At 37.7% G+C, this 21,702-nt stretch carries 17 protein-coding genes; 9 read left to right on the top strand and 8 right to left on the bottom strand.

The window, feature by feature from the left end; translation table 11 throughout:
• Positions 1-7 precede the first annotated feature (7 nt).
• On the bottom strand, positions 8-1,189 hold the full coding sequence (locus ACFIKU_RS00590) for a DNA recombination protein RmuC (protein ID WP_375656379.1): 1,182 nt from the start codon (positions 1,187-1,189) through the stop codon (positions 8-10).
• A gap of 90 nt (positions 1,190-1,279) precedes the next feature.
• Here ACFIKU_RS00590 and def point away from each other — a divergent pair, with 90 nt between their 5' ends.
• Genes def through truA form a run of 3 tightly spaced genes read left to right on the top strand, consistent with a single transcriptional unit; the run spans position 1,280 to position 3,490 of the window.
• Positions 1,280-1,816: a peptide deformylase gene (gene def / locus ACFIKU_RS00585; RefSeq protein ID WP_375656378.1), complete on the top strand. Its 537-nt coding sequence runs from the start codon at positions 1,280-1,282 to the stop codon at positions 1,814-1,816.
• On the top strand, positions 1,816-2,745 hold the full coding sequence (gene fmt / locus ACFIKU_RS00580) for a methionyl-tRNA formyltransferase (protein WP_375656377.1): 930 nt from the start codon (positions 1,816-1,818) through the stop codon (positions 2,743-2,745). Before def ends, fmt begins: the two co-directional genes overlap by 1 nt.
• 1 nt (position 2,746) lies before the next feature.
• A complete protein-coding gene (gene truA / locus ACFIKU_RS00575; RefSeq protein WP_375641352.1) occupies positions 2,747-3,490 on the top strand; it encodes a tRNA pseudouridine(38-40) synthase TruA in 744 nt (247 codons plus the stop codon).
• Positions 3,491-3,522: 32 nt separating this feature from the next.
• On the opposite strand, the gene ACFIKU_RS00570 is transcribed toward truA, so the two are convergent.
• Positions 3,523-4,386 (bottom strand): LOG family protein, encoded by an 864-nt coding sequence (locus ACFIKU_RS00570; protein WP_273790239.1) that lies wholly within the window; start codon positions 4,384-4,386, stop codon positions 3,523-3,525.
• A gap of 105 nt (positions 4,387-4,491) precedes the next feature.
• Between ACFIKU_RS00570 and dapD the strand changes: the two genes are divergently transcribed.
• Positions 4,492-5,340: a 2,3,4,5-tetrahydropyridine-2,6-dicarboxylate N-succinyltransferase gene (gene dapD, locus ACFIKU_RS00565; RefSeq protein ID WP_375656376.1), complete on the top strand. Its 849-nt coding sequence runs from the start codon at positions 4,492-4,494 to the stop codon at positions 5,338-5,340.
• A gap of 576 nt (positions 5,341-5,916) precedes the next feature.
• Here dapD and lepA read toward each other — a convergent pair.
• The 5 genes from lepA to dnaK all read right to left on the bottom strand — a co-directional run bounded on the left by lepA (position 5,917) and on the right by dnaK (position 15,638).
• Positions 5,917-7,722: a translation elongation factor 4 gene (gene lepA / locus ACFIKU_RS00560; RefSeq protein WP_375641348.1), complete on the bottom strand. Its 1,806-nt coding sequence runs from the start codon at positions 7,720-7,722 to the stop codon at positions 5,917-5,919.
• Positions 7,723-8,976: 1,254 nt separating this feature from the next.
• A complete protein-coding gene (locus tag ACFIKU_RS00555) occupies positions 8,977-9,891 on the bottom strand; it encodes a DMT family transporter (protein ID WP_375641347.1) in 915 nt (304 codons plus the stop codon).
• A gap of 32 nt (positions 9,892-9,923) precedes the next feature.
• Positions 9,924-10,829, bottom strand: coding sequence for an acetylglutamate kinase (gene argB, locus ACFIKU_RS00550; protein WP_375656375.1), 906 nt, complete (start codon positions 10,827-10,829; stop codon positions 9,924-9,926).
• A 1,616-nt stretch (positions 10,830-12,445) separates the two neighbouring features.
• Positions 12,446-13,588 (bottom strand): molecular chaperone DnaJ, encoded by a 1,143-nt coding sequence (dnaJ, locus tag ACFIKU_RS00545; protein WP_375656407.1) that lies wholly within the window; start codon positions 13,586-13,588, stop codon positions 12,446-12,448.
• A gap of 157 nt (positions 13,589-13,745) precedes the next feature.
• Positions 13,746-15,638 carry a molecular chaperone DnaK gene (dnaK, locus tag ACFIKU_RS00540; protein ID WP_375619241.1) on the bottom strand — a complete coding sequence of 631 codons (1,893 nt, stop codon included), beginning with the start codon at positions 15,636-15,638 and terminating at the stop codon, positions 13,746-13,748.
• A 1,000-nt stretch (positions 15,639-16,638) separates the two neighbouring features.
• Here dnaK and ACFIKU_RS00535 point away from each other — a divergent pair.
• A complete protein-coding gene (locus ACFIKU_RS00535; protein ID WP_375656374.1) occupies positions 16,639-17,193 on the top strand; it encodes a copper chaperone PCu(A)C in 555 nt (184 codons plus the stop codon).
• A 107-nt stretch (positions 17,194-17,300) separates the two neighbouring features.
• Here the strand turns inward: ACFIKU_RS00535 and lysM are convergent, their stop codons facing one another.
• A complete protein-coding gene (lysM, locus tag ACFIKU_RS00530) occupies positions 17,301-17,756 on the bottom strand; it encodes a peptidoglycan-binding protein LysM (RefSeq protein ID WP_375656373.1) in 456 nt (151 codons plus the stop codon).
• A 374-nt stretch (positions 17,757-18,130) separates the two neighbouring features.
• On the opposite strand from lysM, the gene ACFIKU_RS00525 reads away from it, so the two are divergent.
• The 4 genes from ACFIKU_RS00525 to ACFIKU_RS00510 all read left to right on the top strand — a co-directional run bounded on the left by ACFIKU_RS00525 (position 18,131) and on the right by ACFIKU_RS00510 (position 21,699).
• The gene (locus ACFIKU_RS00525) at positions 18,131-18,853 is read left to right on the top strand and encodes a response regulator transcription factor (RefSeq protein WP_005774392.1); all 723 of its coding nucleotides are present in this window, start codon (positions 18,131-18,133) and stop codon (positions 18,851-18,853) included.
• 39 nt (positions 18,854-18,892) lie between these two features.
• The gene (locus ACFIKU_RS00520; RefSeq protein WP_375656372.1) at positions 18,893-20,677 is read left to right on the top strand and encodes a stimulus-sensing domain-containing protein; all 1,785 of its coding nucleotides are present in this window, start codon (positions 18,893-18,895) and stop codon (positions 20,675-20,677) included.
• A gap of 23 nt (positions 20,678-20,700) precedes the next feature.
• Positions 20,701-21,165, top strand: coding sequence for an HPr kinase/phosphatase C-terminal domain-containing protein (locus tag ACFIKU_RS00515; RefSeq protein WP_375641341.1), 465 nt, complete (start codon positions 20,701-20,703; stop codon positions 21,163-21,165).
• A 135-nt stretch (positions 21,166-21,300) separates the two neighbouring features.
• On the top strand, positions 21,301-21,699 hold the full coding sequence (locus ACFIKU_RS00510; RefSeq protein ID WP_375611386.1) for a PTS sugar transporter subunit IIA: 399 nt from the start codon (positions 21,301-21,303) through the stop codon (positions 21,697-21,699).
• Positions 21,700-21,702 lie beyond the last annotated feature (3 nt).

Below are 21,702 nucleotides of genomic sequence, written 5' to 3'. Positions count from 1 at the left end.
CTTTGCTTTATTCCTCATCAGCAAAACGCAATGTTTGCGACTGAGCCAATGTTGTCATTTTTGTTGGTTCAGAGTAATTTTCTTTTAATTCAACAGTTTCAATGCGATTTGCCCGTTTCATAATTTTGGAGGACGATATCAAAATTCCCTCTATATCTTCACCTGCTTTGTGAAAGTGCTTCTGTAGTGCGCGAACACGCATATCCATTCGTCCAAAATCTTCCATCAATTTTGCTACTTCTGATTGAATTAAATGCGCTTGTTCACGCATCCGTGCATCTTTCATAATGGTTTGTACCACTTGGACAGAGAGCATCAACAAAGATGGTGAAACAATAATCACATGGGCTCTATTGGATTTTTGTACCAATGCCTCAAAGTCCTCATAAATTGTTGCAAAAATCGATTCGGATGGCACAAAAAGGAAAGCAGTGTCATGGGTTTCTCCAGGAATCAAATATTTTTGTGCAATATCACGAATATGGACTTCCATATCGGTACGAAATTGGCGTTCTGCCTCTTGACGCTCTTGTGCTGATTCTGCCTTACGCATAGCATTCCAAGCCTCCAGAGGGAATTTAGCATCAACAACAAGAGAAGGGGCTTTATTGGGCATATGAATGAGACAATCTGGGCGCTTTCCATTGGAAAGAACAGCCTGAAAAGCATAAGCATTTGTTGGTAAGGCATCGGCAATAATGGCTTCCATTCGCCCCTGACCGAAAGTACCACGTGTCTGCTTATTGCTTAAAATGGACTGCAACTGAACAACTTGTCCCGTAAGCGATTGAATATTATTTTGTGCCGCATCAATCACTGCTAAACGCTCTTGCAAACGATTCAAATTTTCATAAGTGGATTTGGTCTGTACCTGAAGTGTTTGGCCCAAGCTTGTTGTCATCCCATTGAGTTGCTCACTGAGTGATTTATTCAATTCAGCCTGCCGTTGACCAAAAATTTCCGCCATCGTTTGCATTCGCCCTTGCATTTCAGCTTGTGTTTTCAGCAAGGTAGCCATCTGCATTTGTGCCTCACGTGCGCGTTCAGCAATTTCATTTTCCAAAAATGCTTTTTTTCGATGAGAATGTATCAACATAAAAAATGCCAAACAGACAAGTATAAATAAAAGCAAAAGCATTAGTTTAGAAAAAAACTCACCAGCGAATATGGAAAAAAACGAATCAAACATAAATTGTAATATAACGCTCTTGTTGTAAAAAAACGCAAGAATCCATTATTCAATATTGACCAATAACAAACCATTGATTAATCTCTACTTATGCCAATGAGATCTTTAGTTACTTTACCTGATCCGATTTTACGGGAAGTGTCCAAACCTGTTGAGCAGGTCGATTCAGCTCTCCAAAAACTTGCGGATGATATGTTGGAAACCATGTATAATGCTAAGGGCGTTGGTCTTGCTGCTATTCAAATTGGTATACCGCTACGTATGTTGGTTATAGATGTCTCTGGAAATTCTGAAGATGAGCAGAAAAAGCCATTTGTTATTATCAACCCTGAAATTTTATGGCTTTCAGATGAGCGTAATATTTACAAAGAAGGTTGTCTTTCTATTCCTGATTATTTTGCAGAGGTTGAACGTCCTAAACGCCTTCGTGTTCGCTATCAGAACCGTGAAGGAAAACAAACAGAAATTGAAGCAGACGATCTCTTAGCAACTTGCTTGCAGCATGAAATTGATCATTTAGATGGGCGCCTTTTTATTGATTACATTTCAAAGATCAAACGCGATATGGTAATACGAAAATTTAAAAAACGCGCAAAAGAAAAAAACATGCAGGAAGCAGTTTTGTAATGGCTTTACGATTAAGTTTTATGGGAACACCAGATTTTTCTGTTCCTATTTTACATGCTTTATTGGATGCAGGTCATGATGTTGTTGCTGTTTATAGTCAACCCCCTCGCCCAGCAGGACGTCGAGGACTTAAATTAATCCCCTCAGCTGTTCACAACGTAGCAAAAGAAAAGGCCATTCCTGTCTTCACGCCTCAAACACTCAAAACAATCGAACAACAGGAGCAATTTGCAGCACTTTCTGTTGATGCTGCTATTGTGGTGGCTTATGGACTCCTTTTACCCAAAGCTATTCTCGAAACGCCGCGTTTTGGTTGTTTTAATGCCCACGCTTCACTCTTACCACGTTGGCGTGGTGCTGCGCCTATTCAACGAGCAATTATGGCTGGTGATAAAGAAACAGGTATCATGATCATGAAAATGGATGAAGGACTTGATACCGGACCTATCGCTCTTTTTCGCTCCATCCCCATTACTGATAACACCACCACTGCTGAGCTTTCAAACAGACTTTCACATATTGGCGCAGAACTTATGGTAGAAACTTTATCAACTCTTGAAAAAGGACAACTTAAACTGACCCCACAATCAGAGGAAGGCGTTACCTATGCTGACAAAATCAAAAAGGAAGAAACCCGCATTGATTGGACAAAACCTGCAGAGTTTATTCATAGGCATATCCGTGCGCTCTCTCCCTCTCCTGGTTGCTGGTGCAACATGAATATTGGGGGACGAGAAGAACGTGTAAAAATTCTTGATAGTCGTTTAACAACAGGTCCTTCTCTTGAAATTGGACGGATAGAACCAAGTTCTTTGATTATCCATTGTGGGCAAGGACGGATAGAAATAACCTCTCTCCAAAGATCTGGCGGTAAAGTCCTTGAAAGCGCAGCCTTTTTGCGAGGCGCTCATATTTCTGCTGTTTTTTAAGATGCCACGTTTTAAACTCACTCTTGAATATGATGGCTCAAATTATGCTGGTTGGCAGCGTCAAGCAAAACTTCTCACTATACAAGGAGCTCTTGAACAGGCAATCTTTTCCTTTAGTAGACAACAATTGACTATAACAACAGCAGGAAGAACCGATGCAGGAGTACACGCTACGGGACAAGTTGCGCATGTTGATTTCATAAAAAACTGGCATCCCCATACTGTACGTGATGCGCTCAATGCTCTTTTACGTAAACAAGGAGAAGCAATTTCAGTCTTAAACGTACAAAATGTCCCTGATGACTTTGATGCACGATTTTCCGCAACCAAACGCCATTATCTTTTTAAAATACTTAATCGTCGCTCTCCACCAGCCTTAAATGCCAAACGCGTGTGGTGGTTGCCAAAGCCTCTTAATGCTGAAGCCATGCATGAAGCTGCTCAAAAGCTTGTAGGAAAACATGATTTTACCACTTTCCGTTCAGCACATTGCCAAGCCAAAAGCCCTATTCGCACCCTTGAACGCCTTGATATTCAAAGAGAAGGTGAAGAAATTTTCCTTTATGCGCAAGCTCGTTCTTTTCTTCATCATCAAATCCGTTCATTCGCAGGAAGCCTCATGGAAGTGGGTGTTGGACGTTGGACAGCTCAAGATCTCGAAGCAGCTCTTCATGCTAAAGATCGTAAACGTTGTGGTGTTGTTGCTCCTCCTTCAGGACTTTATTTAACCAAAGTAGAGTACTAATTATCCTTCAAGAATGAACGTCTTAAAAGTCTTTAAGGCAGTTTATAAAAAGAACGAATTTCTTCAAAAGCTTCTGCTGCTGTATTGACAAATTTCATATAATTAACATCAGTAGGAGAAATTGTACCTTGTTCAGACAGATACTCAAAATTGATAGTATTGCTCCAAAATTCTTTGCCAAACAATAAAATTGGTACCTGTTTCATACGCCCCGTCTGTACTAAAGTTAACGTCTCAAACAGTTCATCCAGAGTCCCAAATCCTCCAGGAAAAACAACTAATGCTTTCGCTCGTACTAAAAAATGCATTTTGCGCATCCCCAAATAATGAAAATTGAAACACAAATGCGGCGACACATACGAATTAGGCTCTTGCTCATGTGGTAAAATAATATTCAAGCCAATCGTTGGGGCACCAACATCACAAGCACCACGATTTCCCGCCTCCATGATTCCTGGTCCGCCCCCCGTAACAACCACAAATTCACGATATTCTGTCGTAGCAGAATAAAGTGAGCACAAACGCGCAAACTCTCTTGCTTCATCGTAATAATGTGACATAGCATGCAAATTTTTCTTTTGTATTTCATTTTTTGCAGCCCACGCTGCTTGCCCAGGTTCAGGAATACGCGCACCACCAAACAAAACAACTGTTGATTGAATATCATATTCTTTAAGGGTTATTTCCGGCTTTAAAAATTCAAGACCAATACGTTGTGAGCGCAGCTCTGGACGCATCATAAAATCTTGATCGATATAGGCTAAACGATAAGTAGACGAACGCATTTGTGCTGAATTAGAGATTTTATGTATTTGTTGTAGAGCATCCTTCGTATGGAGAAGTGGTGTCCAGTTTTCTTGCTCTGCTTTTCTTTTTTCTTTACAATTTTTTTTCATGCACTTGTCCTACTTCTTCATCGTTTTATTGACTGAACACTTTTCTTCGCGTAGTTCATAGAGAATAAATCTTGAAGCTTCAACTTGTTTAACGGAACTCTCGTCATGACCCATACCACACAACTTGAAATTATTATCGAACAAGCTTTTGACGATCGCGATTCTATCGATACTACCACAAAAGGCGAAATCCGTGAGAGTGTCGAACATGCATTGAACCTTCTTGACAAAGGTGAAGTCCGTGTAGCGGAACGCCAAAAAAATGGACAATGGCATATTCACCAATGGTTGAAAAAAGCCGTCCTTCTCTCTTTTCGGCTCAATCCTATGCAAATTATTGCCGGTGGGATAAATGGAACATATTGGTGGGATAAAGTTCCTTCAAAATTCTCTGGTTGGCAAGAAGTTGACTTTAAAAAAGCTGATTTCCGTTCCGTTCCTGGAGCCATTGTACGTCATTCTGCTTACATTGCACCCAACGTTATATTGATGCCATCCTTTGTCAATCTTGGTGCTTTTATCGATGAGGGCACAATGGTTGATACATGGACCACCGTTGGTTCTTGTGCACAAATTGGTAAACATGTCCATCTTTCTGGCGGTGTTGGTATTGGAGGTGTTTTGGAGCCACTGCAAGCAAATCCAACGATCATTGAAGATCATTGCTTTATCGGTGCTCGCTCTGAAATTGTTGAAGGCTGTATTATCCGTGAAGGTGCTGTTTTGGGAATGGGAGTCTTTATTGGAAAATCTACAAAGATTATTGATCGTACAACAGGTGAAATTTTTATCGGTGAAGTACCAGCCTATTCAGTGGTTGTACCAGGTTCTCTCCCTGGAAAACCTTTACCAAATGGTGAAGCAGGACCAAGCCTTTATTGTGCTGTTATCGTAAAACGCGTTGATCAAAAAACGCGAGAAAAAACATCCATTAACGATCTTTTACGTTCTTAGACACAAGATTAATTCATAATAATATTTCATCGTTTTTTAACTTGAATAATAACCTCGAATACAAAGATTCCCTCACTTCAAATTCTTTCATAGTGAATCAGTCACTATCATTCCCTTGCACATTACAAATGCAGTTGGTGTGTGGGTAAGAAGCACTTTAAGAAAAGAGTAAAAATACCTTTAATGAATTCTCTTAAGTGATAAGGATTGTCATAATATTTTGAGCTAGAAAAGAGTATGATGGGGGCGCTTTACACCTTTATGACGCGTAAAAACAGTGATGCCAAATGGATTTTATATCATTCATAGTATATGTTACTTTATATTTTTCACAGCCCCCATTGTGAAATGGAATTTGATGCATTGAGTGATGATTCACTAAAACAAGCACGCCAATATGCACCATAAATGTATTTCATTTAAAGCATTCTTTTTTACGTGAGAAGCATGACACCATTACGCAATACACAAAAATATGAAGCACCGCGCAATTCTATTTAAAAGTGTTCTTTAAGCATCTGAACCAATCGACAAAAGCAAAAGCACAATCAATGAGAGACAATACTCCTTTTTTCATTATTTGTTCATTTTGAGCGCTTGAATAAATGCCGATTGTGGAATTTCTACTTTTCCAAATTGGCGCATCCGCTTTTTGCCTTCTTTTTGTTTTTCCAAAAGTTTGCGCTTACGCGTGACATCGCCCCCGTAACATTTCGCTGTTACATCTTTACGCAAAGCACGAATTGTTTCGCGCGCTATAACTTTACCACCAATAGCCGCTTGAACTGGAATCTGAAACATATGCTGGGGAATAAGATCTTTCAGTTTTTCACACATGGAACGCCCGCGCTTTTCTGCAATCGTGCGGTGCACAAGCATAGACAATGCATCAATAGACTCTCCATTTACCAAAATAGACATTTTAACTAAATCCCCCTCCGCATAATCGGTCATCTGATAATCAAAAGAAGCATAACCCTTTGAGATTGACTTTAGCCGATCATAAAAATCAAAAACAACTTCATTCAGTGGTAAATCATACGTTACCATAGCACGGGTTCCAACATAGGACAAACCAACCTGTACCCCCCGCCGCTCTTGGCATAGTTCTAAAATTGACCCAAGATAATTATCAGGAGTCATGATTGTCGCCCGAATCCATGGTTCTTCAATGGAAGAAATTTTAACCACATCAGGCATATCCGCTGGATTGTGCAACTCTTTAACAGAACCATCATTCATATTCATGCGATAAACAACCGAAGGTGCTGTCGCGATTAAATCCAAATTAAACTCACGCTCTAATCGCTCTTGGATAATTTCAAGATGAAGAAGTCCCAAAAAGCCACAGCGAAAACCAAATCCCAAAGCCGCAGACGTTTCCATTTCAAAAGAAAAACTCGCATCATTTAAGCGTAATTTGCCCATGGCTGCACGCAAATCATCAAAATCGGCAGCATCAATTGGAAAAAGACCACAAAAGACAACTGGTTGCGCCGGCTTAAAACCAGGCAAAGCATTTTCACAAGGACGACGCTCTTCAGTAATCGTATCCCCAACCCGTGTATCTGCTACCTCTTTGATAGAGGCCGTGATAAAACCAATCTCGCCTGGTCCTAACTCATCAACCTGTACCATTTTAGGTGTAAACACCCCAACGCGCTCAACTGGATATTTTGCTCCTGTACCCATCATACGAATGGTTTGGCCTTTTTTTAAAATGCCATCTATCACCCGTACCAAAACAATGACACCAAGATATGCATCATACCAGCTATCAACCAACATTGCTTTCAAGGGATTTGCAACATCGCCTGTATGGGGAGGTGGTAATTGTGTAACAATTGCCTCCAAAACATCAGGAACACCTAAGCCTGTTTTTGCTGATATTTCTACTGCTTGAGATGTATCAATGCCTATCACATCTTCAATTTGTTCTTTAACACGCTCAGGTTCTGCTGCTGGAAGATCAACTTTATTGAGCACAACGACCAACTCATGGGAATTATCAATGGCTTGATAAACATTTGCTAACGTCTGCGCCTCTACGCCTTGGCTTGCATCCACCACCAACAGAGAACCTTCACAAGCTGCCAATGAACGCGAAACCTCATAAGCAAAATCCACATGACCAGGTGTATCCATAAGATTTAAAATATAGGTTTCGCCATTCTTTGCCTTATAGTGTAAACGTACCGTTTGTGCTTTAATAGTAATTCCACGTTCACGCTCAATATCCATGGAATCGAGTACTTGTTCTTTCATCTCACGTGTATCAAGCCCACCTGTTATTTGAATCAAACGATCAGCTAAAGTGGATTTTCCGTGATCAATATGCGCCACGATGGAAAAATTACGAATATAATTACGATCTATTGTCATATAAGGCGATTTAGCAAAGAATAACAAAAAACGCAAAGACCAATTATGCTCCGGCTTCTATCAAAAGAATATAAACCTAAAAAGCTTCTCAAAACACAATTTTTCATAACCTAAAAAATGAGGTTTTTATTTGCTAAATTAAATCCAAGGGTGCTAAAATAATCTTTTCACATCTTATTTGATGACTCATATACTGGATAAGCCGGTACCATCACACCTTGCCAATATCCAATGTTGCGACGATCCTTTACACGTGAAAAAGTTTATAAGAGATATGCCTTTCTTTTACAGTTTTTACCCACATGGCCCGCCCGCTTGTGACGTGTAAGCAAGTAGATTTGGATTGATTTAACATGAAAACGATTTGAAGTGAGAAAGTTTTACAGTATTCAGGGTTCTAATTCAATATGAATAATGCTATACTAGCATTATAAATCAATGTGTTATAACATTTACATGATGGGCGTATATATCACTTGGGCTTGCAATAAAATTCGCAAGAAATGCTTTTTTATTTATACGCAATAATCTGCTTTTTTAGTAATCTTATATAAAACAACATGAATATCGCGAGCCCCTCTCATTTTAAATCTTCTCATAGTGAATCAATCAAATTTTTTGCTTCCCCATCATAAAACAGGGCTAGTATATAGATAAAAACGTTTAAGAAATGAGTAAAAATGCCTCTCTCTTTTTCAAATGCCAAAGGCTGTCGTAATATTGAGAACGGACAAAGAAAATGCTAGTGCCTTTTATTTTAAGTAAACAATGATGCTTTGTGGTTTTTATATACTTCACGCGGACCGTTAATGAATATGATACATATTGAGAAAATTATCTTTTTAAAAAACGCGTTAATATATAACATTATGGGAGGCTGCTTTAGGCGTTCTATTTTACGTGAAAAGCGTGATCCCGTGAAGAACAAAAGGAATAACGTGCAATAATGCATAATTTTCGTTATGCAAAAACATTACCGTAGGTGTTTTTGAAAGTTGTAAAGCCGAATTTAAAAATGATCGTAACGAGGGGCGTTAATTTTTACCTTTATATCACCTCATGCTTTGGTTCAATGAAGGTTGTCTTCCCGTTTCAGAAGTTAGGCAAACAGATAAATATTATTGCTCCAATTTGCTATACAAAAGCTGAAATAGCTTATAAAGCCTCCTTATCTTCATATTAAAAAAGCTTCAAAAATGAAAACTCTACAAGCAAAAATTTCATGCAATAAAATCATACTAGAAGGGTGCATAGCTAATCATTTTTTTTAATTGCTTTATTTTTTTTACGCCATTGTGAAGGTTGTAATTCAGCCACAATGATCCCAATCAGAATAAGCAAACCGCCCAATAAAGCTAAGGGAGATAAATGTTCTCCAGCCAAACGCCCAACAATACCAGCCCATACCGGTTCACCTGCGTAAATGAGTGTCGCACGCGTAGGGGAAATGGACTTTTGTGCCCAATTCATAGCTAATTGAATGATGGCACTCATTAATGCCAATCCTATACCAATATTAAACCACACCCACGAAAATTCAGGGATGCTTTCACCCATCAAAGGCATACAAGCAAATGAAAAAAAACCACTAAAAAATAACTGTATAATGGTCACACGCCGACTATCAACCTTATTGGCAAAAATTCCAATAAGTATGACTTCTCCAGCAATCGCTAAAGCACCTAACAAAGTCAAAATTTCGCCTTTTGAAAAATCAAAATTTCCCGGCTTTTGTCCTGAAATAAGTACAAGCCCTATAAAAGCGAAAACAATACCAACCCAACAAGCAAAACGAGGAGGTTTTTTAAAAACAATCCATTGCAAGATTGGAACCATAGGCACATAAAGCGCTGTAATAAAAGCCGACTGACTACTAATAATTGTTTGAAGTCCAGCTGCTTGAAAAGCATAACCAAAAAACATGGCTAAACCAATCGCCATCCCAGCGAAAACTTCATAAACAGTTATACCTTTTATAGAACGCCAAAAAACTACCCCACATATAAGAGATGCAACAATAAAACGAAATCCAACAAAAAACAGAGGACCGCTATAGCGTACCGCAATATGAATGACTAAAAATGTAATGCCCCACAATATTGTCGCGGTAAATATTGCTAATTCTGGCTTACTTAATAAAGGATATTTAAACTGTTTTATATTCGTCATGAAAAACTTTCTCTTCCAATTTTCCTTACAATTTATGAAACAATAAGCGTTCCAACTCCCTGTTCGGTAAACAGCTCTAGTAAAACAGAATGAGGAGTTTTGCCATTTAAAATGGCAACACCTTCCACGCCGTTTTGAAGGGCTTTTATACAAGTCTCTACTTTTGGAATCATGCCTCCTGAAATTATTCTATTTTTAATAAATTTTTCAGCTTCAGAAACAGTCAATTCTTTTAAAAGTTTACCATGTTTGTCCAAAACACCAGGAACATCAGTGAGAAATAAAAGGCGTTTAGCCTCTAATGCACCAGCAATAGCTCCAGCAAAAATATCAGCATTAATATTATAAGTTTTACCATCGCGTCCTGGAGCCACAGGAGCAAGAACTGGTATCATTTCAGAACATGCTAAAAGATCTAGCAATGTGCGATCAACTTCAACAGGCTCGCCAACAAAACCCAAATCTAAAACACGTTCAATATGCGAATCAGGATCAATGACAGTTTTATAAGCCTTTTCGGCAAAAACCATATTGCCATCCTTGCCACATAATCCTATTGCCCATTCACCCTCTGCATTGATGAGAGCAACAATTTCTTTGTTTATGGAACCAGCCAAAACCATTTCAACGACTTCAACGATCCGCTCATCAGTTACCCGTAATCCGTTTTCAAATCGTGATTCAATCCCCATTTTCATTAAAATTTCAGCAATTTGAGGTCCTCCACCATGAACAACAACAGGATTAATCCCCGATTGCTTTAATAGAGCAATGTCACGCGCAAATGCTCGCCCCAAGGCAGGATCACCCATAGCATGACCGCCATATTTTACCACAACCGTTTCATTTTCGTATTTTTGCATATATGGTAAAGCAGACGATAAAAATGCTGCTTGTTTTTCCAAAACATCTACAGCGCCGTTTTTAGCATCATCCATCAATAGAGCCTCCTCATCACTTTTTACCACCTCTTAATGAAATTTAGGAAAAGTGAAAACAATAAAACAAAGCCTTACTCTATCCCCCCCCCCTAAAAATCGTCAATTTTCCTCTAAATTATGAAAAAGGAATAGCGAAATGAAATACAAAAAACTTCCTTTAAAAATTGACAGCGAAAAATTAAACAAAATAGACGTAAAAAAACGTCATTATTTTATGATCTTATATATAAGATTGAAAAGCCAAATTTTGAAGCTACGCCGTACATTCAACTCATTAGTTTATCCCTATGGATACTTAACAATGAATAGGAATATATACAACCATTGATTTTGTAAGATAAAACAAAATTTCTTATAATAATAAAATTAACATATTGCCAAGATAAGAAATCACTCAACCGCTTTATAGCTTATCTCAATAAACTATAAATTTGGTTTTAAAAATTTGACTTTTTCTCAATCATTAAACATGAGAAAATGTCAATTGAACGCTCCTTATGGAGAATCATAAGGGATTGATTTATAATAATAATTTATCTTTTTATATCGTAAAATCGAAAAAATGCTTTGCAAAATTATCATATATTGTGACTTTATTGCGAATAGCTCTTCAGAGGCATCTTCATAAAAGCATTTAATTGTTTAGATTACTCTCTTCGTAAGATTTTATAAAATTTCTCATTTTCATGATCTGTCATTAAGTTTTTCTTTCTGCACAGCAATACATGCTTGGATTATTCAATGTCTTTTAGAATTTTTAATTCTTTTAATGTGTTATTTTTTAAATATATCGTGCCATTTTTTGTTGTATTTATTTTTTCTTTTTTCTCCCCACCAAATTTTATCATGCCGATAAGTTCAACTAGGTGAATTCCATGGAATCTGTTTCTCCAAAAGAGAGATGCATCAAGCATCTCAAGACATATTTTGTTATGTCTTCTTTAGTATTCAACATGCATTATCCCATTTCATAATTTCTTTGGAACAAAATAAATCTGGTTATAGCGTTTTTTTATTATCTGGAAGAAGTATTTTATGACACCAGAAATACAAAACAAAATCCGTAATCTAAAAGAAAATGAAGCTGGTATGAGGCATGTAAAAGCTATTCCGAATAAAATACCCCTTATTTGCCTTTTTAAAGAGAGACAGTAGCTAAGACTATCAAAATGCCAAAAATAAAATCGGTTATAAAAAGTTGATGCTTTATTTGAAATAAGATGGTTTGCCTAACAGCTTATTTAGCGTTTCTTGGCAAGCTACTACCTATTTTACAGTTTTAGTATAGGAATTTTGAGTAAAACAATAAATACAAAAAATGCTGAATGCATAAAAGCAGTTATCATGACACTGGAAATCAGTTACTCAATTGCACCCTTCTTACAGATAAGCCCTTTTTAAAATATCATAGACACTCAAAAATAAGACTTATCCATAAAACTCGTGAAATGTAAAAAACTATCAGCGGCAGGAACTTACTCTAAATTAATCGTTTCTCTCTTTATCTTTTCAAGATAAAAAATGTTTTTCAAAAATTACAAGACTACAGAAAGCTTAATTAAAATAACTTTCCAAAAGTTTTTTCTAATTTATTCTGAAAACATTCATATATTTTAACCAGAAATATTTTCAAAAAATTCTTTCATACGTGAAAAAAAGCCATGTGATTGCGGTGAATTCTCATGATTTGAAAGTTTTTCAAATTTTTGCAATAGTTCACGTTGCTCTTGCGTTAATTTCTGTGGTGTCTCAATCGTGACATGGATGTAAAGGTCACCCCTTGCTTGCTGCCGACGCAACATGGGCATACCCTTGCCTTTAAGGCGGAATTGACGTCCATTTTGCGTTCCTTCTGGGATCTTAACACGCGCTTTAACGCCATCAAGATCGGAAACTTCAAACTCTCCTCCTAAAGCAGCTGTTACCATTGAAATAGGAACACGACAGTGAAGATCGGCTCCTTCTCGCTGAAAAAACTCATGCGGTTTAACGGAAAGGAAAATATAAAGATCACCATTGGGGCCACCACGAATACCAGCATCACCCTCACCAGAAAGGCGAATACGCGTTCCATCTTCAATACCAGCTGGAACATTCACGCTCAATGAACGTTTTTTCTCTATGCGTCGTTTCCCATGACATTTTGGGCATGGATCCGTAATAGTTTCACCACGTCCATGACATGAAGGACATGTTCGCTCAATAGAAAAGAAACCTTGTGCAGCACGCACACGACCAGATCCATGACATGTTCCACAAACTTGCGGCTTAGAGCCCTTTCTCGCTCCTGATCCCTCACAAGCATCGCATGTAACAGAACTGGGAATAGTAATTTCTGCAGTTTTTCCTGAAAATACCTCTTCTAAGGTTATTTCCATATTATAACTCAGATCTGCACCACGTTCGCGACCATCACCACGCTTACGGTGCGCACCTCCCATAATTTCGCCAAAAAAATCTTCAAAAATATCAGCAAATCCACCACCCGCAGCAAAACCTCCAAAGGGATTTGCTCCTCCTTGACTACCGCTATTTTCAAAAGCCGCATGACCAAATCGATCATAAGCAGCACGCTTTTGGGGATCTTTAAGGACTTCGTAGGCTTCGCCAATTTCTTTGAATTTTCGCTCTGCCTCTTTATCCCCAGCGTTGCGATCAGGATGATATTGCATTGCCAACTTACGAAAAGCAGATTTCAACTTTTTATCATCACAGTCACGAGTCACGCCAAGAATTTCATAATAGTCAACCTTCATCATGTATTCCTGATAATTTCTCTGTCATCCATCTTTATGGATAAGATTGCTTTTAATGTATATTTTTAGCAACAAAGTTGCAACTCACTCAAATAATAAAGCCCAGCCTTATATTTCAAAGGCCGGGTTTATAAATTAATCAACACATATGCCGACACTATTTCTTCTTATCATTAACTTCTTCAAAATCAGCATCAACGACATCATCATTCTTTGCTTCTGTTTCAGTGTCAGCGCTCGCTGCTTGTGAAGCTTCATACATAGCCTGTCCAAGCTTCATACTGACTTCAGCTAATTTTTGCATCTTTGTTGTTACTTCTTCAGTATCACTGCCTTCAAGCGCAGATTTCAAATCAGATATTGCTGTTTCAATCTGTCCTTTTTCTTCAGCTGATACTTTATCGCCATATTCACTGAGTGACTTTTCAGTTGAATGAATAAGAGCTTCCGCTTGATTTCTGGCTTCAACACCTTCACGGCGTTTTTTATCCTCAGCTGCATGCTCTTCCGCATCCTGTACCATTTTTTCAATATCAGCATCACTTAAACCACCTGATGCCTGAATACGAATTTGATGTTCTTTACCAGTTCCCTTATCTTTGGCCGAAACATTAACAATACCATTCGCATCAATATCAAAAGTAACTTCAATTTGAGGTATACCACGCGGTGCTGGAGGAATACCAACAAGATCAAATTGAGCCAATAGCTTATTATCACTCGCCATTTCCCGTTCACCTTGGAAAACACGAATAGTCACAGCACTCTGATTATCATCAGCTGTCGAAAAAACTTGCGATTTTTTCGTTGGGATAGTGGTATTACGCTCAATGAGGCGTGTGAAAACCCCACCCAAGGTTTCAATACCCAAAGATAAAGGTGTTACATCTAGAAGCAACACGTCTTTGACATCGCCTTGCAATACACCCCCTTGAATGGCAGCACCCATTGCAACAACTTCATCAGGATTAACGCCTTTGTGTGGATCCTTACCAAAGAAGCTTTGCACGACTTGCTGAATCTTGGGCATACGTGTCATACCACCCACTAAAACAACTTCGTCAATCTCACCGGCCTTTAATCCAGCATCTTTCAACGCAGCTTTACAAGGCTCGATGGTACGCTGCACTAAATCGTCAACTAGAGATTCAAATTTTGCCCGAGTCAATTTCATTGTTAAGTGCTTGGGACCTGATTGATCTGCCGTGATAAATGGTAAATTGATTTCTGTTTGCTGCGACGAAGAAAGCTCTATTTTTGCTTTTTCTGCCGCTTCTTTTAAGCGCTGTAAAGCGAGTTTATCATTTTTCAGATCAATTCCTTGCTCTTTTTTGAATTCATCTGCAAAATAACCAACCAAACGCATATCAAAGTCTTCACCCCCTAAAAACGTATCTCCATTGGTTGATTTAACTTCAAAAACACCATCTCCAATTTCAAGTACTGAAATATCAAATGTACCACCACCAAGATCGTAAACAGCTATTGTTTTTCCGTCTTTTTTGTCCAAACCATAAGCTAAAGCAGCAGCAGTTGGCTCATTAATAATCCGTAAAACTTCAAGTCCAGCAATTTTACCCGCATCTTTAGTCGCTTGACGTTGTGCATCATTAAAATAAGCAGGAACCGTAATAACGGCTTGTTCAACTTTTTCACCAAGATAAGATTCTGCTGTTTCCTTCATCTTTTGCAAAATCATAGCTGAAATTTGCGATGGAGAATATTTCTTACCCGCTTCTTCAACCCATGCATCACCATTGTCACCTTTAACAATTTTATAAGGCACAAGTGCTTTGTCTTTTTCAACCATAGGGTCATCAAAACGGCGCCCTATCAAACGTTTAACTGCAAAAACTGTCCCTTCAGGATTTGTCACCGCCTGCCGTTTAGCAGGCTGCCCAACAAGCCGCTCCCCCCCATCAGTAAAGGCAACAACGGAAGGTGTTGTTCGCGCTCCTTCTGAGTTTTCGATAACTTTTGCGTTTTTGCCGTCCATGACAGCCACACAAGAGTTTGTTGTCCCCAAATCAATACCAATTACTTTTGCCATATTATAATCTCCATTCAGCAAGCTACCTCAACCTTCATAAAGCATCTTTTTAAGATAGCTCCTCATAACACCTAAAGCCCGTATATTGCTTCAAGCAACAATAAAATAACAATAAACTGCAAGTCGCAACAAGCCTTGCTGCCTCGTATATAAGAACAGGCTTTTATTGCTACAAGAGAATAATGAGAGAAACATCTCCAAAATAAAAAATTTATTTTAAAATAGGCGCTCTAATGACCCATAAATACCATATTTATGAGAGATTTGAGATCATAATATATTTTTCTTGCAATTCTCAACAAATATATCTTTCTATAATTAAAAAAATAAAAGAGTGACTGCACTCTCGTTCTTGATCTTCTCATCATTAATAAAAGATACTCACGTAAAAGCTTTTTGAAAGGTGAATAATTTATATCACGAATATTATAAATTGTCCTTGGACTAAAATAATCATCATATCTAATGCGCACATCAGTAAAGGTATTATCTATCAACCTCCTTTCAAAAATTCTCCTTCTAACGGTCTCATTGTTTACTGCTATTTGAAAGATGTGCTTTAAACTCACTAAAGCATTTTTCTTAACTGTATAATTTTGAACTTTGAAAATATATAAAAATGCCTCTGTATAAACGCTTTACAATGCCAAGAGCTGTCATAATATTAAAAATTGGTTAAAGTGGTTGATGATTGCTCTATATTATATCTTTATTAAGTAAAATAGTAGTGCATCATAGATTTTATACCATTTACAAATACCATTACTATTTATGAGATGAACATGGAAGCGTTGAGAGGTGTGTTGCCATTGTAAACCTTATTTTCTTCCTTTAAAATCCAAAAATTCTATGATTTTTATTCTCATATTCAAATCAATTTCATTCTGGCATTTCTTTCTTTTATTTTAAATAAAAACTCTGCTAAAATATATTTTAAATAAAAGCTCTGCTAAAATAAAAAAATATTCAAAGTGTGAATCTTATGAAGGAGGGTAAATCAATGATGACATCTATTATTAAGAAAATAACAAATTTCATCTTTAAGAATATAACACATACACAATATCCATACAAAAAGGTTATCATAAATATCGTGTGTGCTCTTCTCTTTGCTGGTATAACCCTTCCAGCAGGTGCTCAGCAATATAAACTTGGCGACATAGAAATTCTCAATCCTTGGACACGCGAAACACCTAGAGGTATAAGAGTTGGTAGCGGTTATCTCTACATTATTAATCACAGTAATACCCCAGACCGTTTGGTTTCTATATCCACAAACGGAGTAAAAACAACTGAGATACACTCTATGGCTGTCGTTAATGATATTATGAAAATGGAAAAAATGCACAATGGCATTGAAATTCCGGGAAATGGCGAAATTACGCTTAAGCCTGGCGGTGATCATATTATGTTTATGGGACTTTCACAACCATTCAAGTTAGGTGATAAAATTAGTGCAAAATTGACATTTGAGAAAGCGGGAACGATTGATGTTGATTTCTCTGTAAACGCTATAAAAGCACCATCACCTTCTAAATCCTCTCCTGTTCACTAAGTTCCTTTTATTATAAATACATACTTATAAAATGAAGAAGCATGAATTTTTTACGCTTCTTCATTTTTTGTTTAATGCCATCAGTAAAAATTATCCCCTTTGATGAATTAACTATGGTCAATTTCAGGAATACGTAAAACTTGTCCAGGATAAATTTTATCGGGAGATTTTAGCATTGGTTTATTGGCTTCAAAAATGAATGTGTTTTTATTACCTTGTCCTTTTCCATAAACGTCTTCAGCAATTTTCCAAAGATTATCACCAGATTTAACCTCATAAAAGCGAGAAGGTTTTCTAGGCGTTGTATCTATAACCTTTAATTGATCAACATCTACAGAAGAGATACCTTGTGAATTGCCAACAACCAGCAGCGCTTTTTCAAGTGTTTCCCTGTCTGGAACTTCACCGCTTAAAATAGCTTTACCGTCTTCAACTTTAATATTTACTTTTTCTGTACCGAGTTGCAAACGATCAAATGCTGTCTTAAAATCTTTTTCTTTTGGTTCATGGTCTCCAATACCTAACTTTTCCCCTACAGTTTTAATAAAATTAAAAAATCCCATTACAACCTCCTTTCGTGTAGCAGAAACAAATTTTTGTGCATATGTTGCCACATTCTTTTCTTTGCTCTTAAAACACATAGGCAGATTTTCTAAACTTCAATAATCAAAACTATACCTGTTCAATTATGGAACAAATACAATAATAAACTTTGATAAAAAAAGCCTTTATGAAAATTTTCTCTCAAACGAAAGGATCTTAATAGAGGTAGAAACATTATAAATTATGAAAGCAAAACAAGATTTTACAGTAATGACAAAAGGTTTTTTACTTTACTACAATTTGTATCATATTTGTTTTGCAAAAAAAATATGAACTCCCATATAAATAAGTGTGGGTAATTTGCTACCACAGCAATAGAAAGGTCTAAGAAACCATGAAAGATACACCAACAATCACGCAAACGATTGTACTTGTTGATGATGATCGCAATATTTTGACATCTTTATCTTTTGCGCTTGAGACAGAAGGATATCGGGTTGAAAGCTATACAGATGGAGCATCTGCACTTAAAGGTCTCACACTTCACCCTCCACACTTAGCTATTTTTGATATTAAAATGCCCCGAATGGATGGAATGGAACTCTTGCGTCGTTTGCGTCAAAAATCTGATCTTCCAGTTATTTTTCTTACCTCTAAAGATGATGAAATTGATGAATTATTTGGTCTCAAAATGGGAGCTGATGATTTTATTACTAAACCTTTCTCCCAACGTCTTCTTATTGAACGCGTGAAAGCCATTTTGCGCCGTTCTAATGCACGTAACCAACCGCTTTCTACAGGAACTTCTTCCACCTCTTCTCTCAAACGTGGAGATCTTGTGATGGATCAAGAACGCCACACCTGTACATGGAAAGATAAACCTGTTATTTTAACTGTTACGGAATTTTTGATTCTGCAAACCTTAGCACAAAGACCAGGAGTTGTAAAAAGTCGTGATGCTTTAATGGATGCCGCCTATAGTGATCAAGTCTACGTAGATGATCGCACCATTGATAGTCACATTAAACGTCTGCGTAAAAAGTTTAAACAAGTGGATGATGATTTTGCAATGATTGAAACACTTTATGGTGTAGGTTATCGTTTCCACGAGGTTTAAAACTACTTTGTCGCAAAAATTTGAACGGCAATCAAATCGATGACAGACAATTCTCAACTGGAAGCTTTACAAAAAACAACCGTTAATGGTACATCCTCAACACCATTTCTTATGTTTGCTCGTTTGCATCTTCGAACACAACGTCTCTTTAGACAATTGCTTTTTTCCAGCCTCACACGTCGCATTGTTATATTAAACATTGCTGCTCTTGCCGTTTTAGTTACAGGCATTTTATACCTTAACCAATTTCGTGATGGTTTAATTGAAGCAAAAATTAAAAGTTTATGTACCCAAGGAAAAATTATTGCTGGGGCTATTGCTGCTTCTGCAACAGTAGATACAAATTCTATCCTCATTGACCCCCAAAAACTCTTAGAGTTACAGACTGGTGAAAGCATTACACCCGCCCCTCAATCAACCGATTCTTGGGATTTTCCTATTAACCCTGAGCAAGTTGCCCCTCTTTTACGGCGTCTCATCACACCTAAAACGACAAGAGCACGTATCTATGATCGTGATGCTACTCTCCTTCTTGATTCGCGCGTTCTTTATTCTAGTGGAGAAGTTTTTAGTTATGATTTACCCCCACTTAAAACAGAACAAAACATGTGGGATCGCCTTACTTCATGGTATTCAAGCGCATTTTATGGCAAAGGTATTGCTCTTGACAGAGAACAAACCAAAATCAGTGGTATTGCTTATCCAGAAGTGTACCGCGCATTAAACGGATCTCTTGCTACGGCTAAAAGACGCAACAGACAAGGTCAATTAATTGTTTCTGTTGCCGTTCCTGTTCAACGCTATCGTGCAGTGGTTGGAGCTCTTCTTCTTTCAACCACGGGTTCCGATATTGATAACATTGTAAAAGGCGAAAGACTGGTTATCTTTAAAGTTTTTGCCGTTGTAGGTAGCGTACTTTTGGTTCTTTCTCTCTTTTTGGCCCATACGATTGCCCATCCATTAAGTAAATTATCTGCCTCAGCTAATCGAGTGCGTAATGGCAATAATCAGCGTGTAGAAATTCCTGATTTTTCAATGCGTGAAGATGAAATTGGTCACCTTTCAACTTCTATTCGTGATATGACCAATGCCCTTTATATGCGTATTGAAGCCATTGAACGCTTTGCTGCTGATGTAAGCCACGAATTAAAAAATCCTCTCACCTCTCTACGCAGTGCTGTTGAAACGCTCCCTCTGGCTAAAAATGAAGAAGCACAAGAGAAATTGCTTGAAATTATTCAACATGATGTGCGCCGTCTTGATCGGTTGATTACAGATATTTCTGATGCATCGCGTCTCGATGCAGAGCTTGCACGAGAAACCGCAGAGATTGTTGATATGAAACCACTTTTGGAAAGTCTTGTTCATGCTGTTCAGGAAGTGTATCGTAATACGCAAACCATTGATATAAGCCTTAATATTGTCCCACGTCCTCATGGAAAAGCCTATCTTGTATTGGGGCATGAACTCCGTTTAGGGCAAGTTATTTCAAATCTTCTTGAAAATGCACGTTCTTTTATTCCTCGAAATCGTGGCAAAATTTGCATTACTATGAAAAGTCATGCTTCAACCCTTATTTTAACCATTGAAGATAATGGCCCAGGCATTCGTTCAGAAAATATTGAACGCATTTTTGAGCGTTTTTATACAGATCGACCAAACGAAGATGCTTTTGGACAAAACTCTGGACTTGGCCTTTCTATTAGTCGGCAAATCATCGAGGCTCATAACGGAACAATTACAGCCGAAAATATTATTGATTCTACACTTGGGAAGTGTAAAACTGGTGCACGTTTTACTATTATGCTTCCCCTCGCTAAATAAATCTTTTATCTAAAGTAAAAGGCATGAAAACAAAATGTGAAATACTCCACGCAAATTGCCTTCAACTGGGCGGCAAGGGGCTGTTAATTATAGGTCCATCAGGATCAGGAAAATCAACCCTTACCCTTTCTTTGCTTGACCGCGCTGAGTGGTCAAAACGTGAAGCGAAGCTTATCAGTGATGATTATACAATGTTGCGTGCGGAAAATGGAAAGCTTCACGGATACACTCCTGATAATTTAGAGGGCGGTATCGAGATTCGTGGCGTTGGTCTTTATATGATAGAATTCGAAAAGCACACAATTATCGATTGTGTTATTTTTCTTGGTCCGGAATATGAACGTTTTTCCACAAATAAAACTTTTCAATTTGAAAATTTGCACATTCCTCTTTTAAAACTCCCCTCTCTTCGTGAAGCCGATTGTACAGCCATTTGTCAAGCTATTGAAGCATTTTTGTTTAGAAAAATATGGCAAAAATCTGTCTAATTTTTTTCTAAAGATAAAAAAATCACAATTTTTGCCTTTTTTTTGCAAATTTTTCTTGGCAGCAAGACAAAGCCTTGTACAATGTCTTTCCCACCAATATGGTTGGATCTTATTAGTTAACAGGAGTTTGCGTAAATGATTGGACTCGTGCTTGTAACGCACGGTGAGCTGGCTGTCGAATTTTTACATGCCGTGGAACATGTTGTTGGAGTACAAGAAAAGTTCGCAACAATATGCGTTTATCCCGATGACGATATAGATCAGCGCCGAGGTGATATTATAGCCGCAGTAACCGATACAGATACGGATCATGGCGTCATCATATTAACAGATGTGTTCGGTGGGACACCATCAAATATAGCTATTCCTGCTATTGAAAAAGGACGCGTTGAAATGATTGCCGGTGTTAATTTGCCCATGCTTATTAAACTGATTTCTATTCGCAAATGTCCTGATATTTCATTATCAGACGCGTTAAGAATAGCACAAGAAGCAGGGCGTAAATATATTAATGTACCAAGTATGATTTTATAGCGG

Origin of the sequence: Bartonella sp. CM120XJJH (assembly GCF_042194715.1) — a bacterium.
Taxonomy (GTDB): Bacteria; Pseudomonadota; Alphaproteobacteria; order Rhizobiales; family Rhizobiaceae; genus Bartonella.
This window is presented reverse-complemented; position numbering and strand designations above follow the sequence as displayed.